Genomic DNA, 2,146 nt, shown 5'->3' with positions numbered 1-2,146 from the left:
CCGCCGCAGCGTCGTCCACCGGGGCCTGCTCGATGATCGTGTGGGCGTTGGTGCCACTGATGCCGAAGGAAGAGACGCCCGCACGGCGCGGGCGGCCGGTCTCCGGCCACTTCACGGACTCCGCGAGCAGCGAGACCGCGCCCGCCGACCAGTCGACGTGCGGCGACGCCTGGTCCGCGTGAAGGGTCTTCGGCAGTACCCCGTGCCGCATCGCCATGACCATCTTGATGATGCCCGCGACGCCGGCGGCGGCCTGGGTGTGGCCTATGTTCGACTTGATCGAGCCCAGCCACAACGGCCGGTCGTCATCGCGCTCCTGACCGTAGGTTGCCAGCAGCGCCTGCGCCTCGATCGGGTCACCCAGCGTCGTACCCGTGCCATGCGCCTCGACCGCGTCGACCTCGGCGGCCGGCAGCCCCGCACTCGCCAGGGCCTGCCGGATCACCCGCTGCTGCGACGGACCGTTCGGCGCCGTCAGACCATTACTCGCACCATCCTGGTTCACCGCGCTGCCACGCACCACAGCCAGCACCGGGTGCCCGTTCTTGCGGGCGTCGGAGAGCCGCTCCACGAGCAGCATGCCCGCACCCTCCGCCCAGCCCGTGCCATCCGCGTCGGCGGAGAAGGCGCGGCAGCGGCCGTCGGCGGACAGGCCGCCCTGGCGGCTGAAGCCGATGAAGGTGCCAGGGGTGGCCATCACGGTCACACCGCCGGCCAGGGCGAGTTCGCATTCGCCGTTGCGCAGCGCCTGAATCGCCCAGTGCAGTGCGACCAGCGACGACGAGCAGGCCGTGTCGATGGTGACGGCCGGGCCCTCCAGGCCGAAGGTGTACGCGACCCGGCCGGAGGCGATCGAGCCGGTGCTGCCGGAGCCGAGCGCGCCTTCGCCGCCGCCGTCCGGGGCCTGCTCCACCAGTGTGGCGTAGTCGTGGTACATCACGCCCGCGAAGACACCGGTACGACTGCCACGCAGGGTGGCGGGGTCGATACCCGCCCGCTCGAACGCCTCCCAGCTGGTCTCCAGCAGCAGCCGCTGCTGCGGGTCGGTGGCCAGCGCCTCGCGGGGCGAGATGCCGAAGAAGGTGGGGTCGAACTCGGCGGCATCGTGCAGGAAGCCGCCCTCGCGGGTGTAGCTGGTGCCCGGGTGCTCGGGGTCGGGGTGGTAGATCGCGTCCAGGTCCCAGCCACGGTCGGCCGGGAACCCGGAGATCGCGTCCTCGCCCGCGGACAGAAGCCGCCACAGTTCCTCAGGGGTCCGGACACCGCCGGGGTAGCGGCAACTCATGGCGACGATCGCGATCGGCTCGTCGTCGGTCACGGTCCTTGCCACGGTGTCCACTTGGGCGCCGGAGCCGGCCAGTTCGTCCCGCAGGTACCGGGCGAGCACCTCGGAGGTCGGATAGTCGAAGACCAGGGTGGCGGGCAGTCGCATGCCGGTGACCGCGTTCATGCGGTTGCGCAGCTCGACGGCTGTCAGCGAGTCGAAGCCCAGGTCACGGAAGGCGCGCTCGGGGTCGACCGCGTCGCCGGAGCTGTGGCCGAGCACGGCGGCGACCTGGGTACGGACCAGATCCAGCAGCGCGTCGAACCGCTCGGTTTCACCGAGTCCGGCCAGTCGCTGTGCCAGTGCACCCTGAGAGGCCGCGCCCCGCGCCGTACGGCGGGCCTGCACCCGCACCAGCCCGCGCAGCAGCGGGGCGACAGCGCCGGAGGAGGCGGCCTGGGCCCGGATGGCCGCCAGGTCCATCCGCATCGGGACCAGCAGCGCCTCATCGGCGCGGGCCGCGGCATCGAAGAGTTCCACGCCCTCGGCGGCGGACAGCGCGGCGACACCGGCCCGGTTCATCCGGGAGACGTCCGCCTCGTCCAGCTCACCGGCCATGCCACCGGACTCGGCGGCCCACAGACCCCAGGCCAGCGAGGATCCCGCCAGTCCCTGGGCGCTGCGGTGCTGGGCGAGGGCATCCAGGTAGGCGTTGGCCGCCGCGTAGTTGGCCTGACCCGCGCCGCCGAAGACACCGGCAGCGGAGGAGAAGAGAACGAACGCGGAAAGGTCCAGGTCCTGAGTCAGCTCGTGCAGGTTCCACGCCGCGTCCACCTTCGGACGCAGCACCCGCTCAAGACGCTCCCGCGTCAACGAACCGAT

At 71.9% G+C, this 2,146-nt stretch carries 1 protein-coding gene; it reads right to left on the bottom strand.

Going from position 1 to position 2,146, the window contains the following annotated elements; translation table 11 throughout:
* A partial coding sequence (locus tag ABTZ94_RS37340; RefSeq protein WP_351207879.1) for a type I polyketide synthase occupies positions 1-2,146 on the bottom strand: 2,146 nt, incomplete at both ends.

This window comes from Streptomyces sp. NPDC002785 (assembly GCF_040295565.1).
In the GTDB taxonomy this organism is placed as follows: domain Bacteria; phylum Actinomycetota; class Actinomycetes; order Streptomycetales; family Streptomycetaceae; genus Streptomyces.
This window is presented reverse-complemented; position numbering and strand designations above follow the sequence as displayed.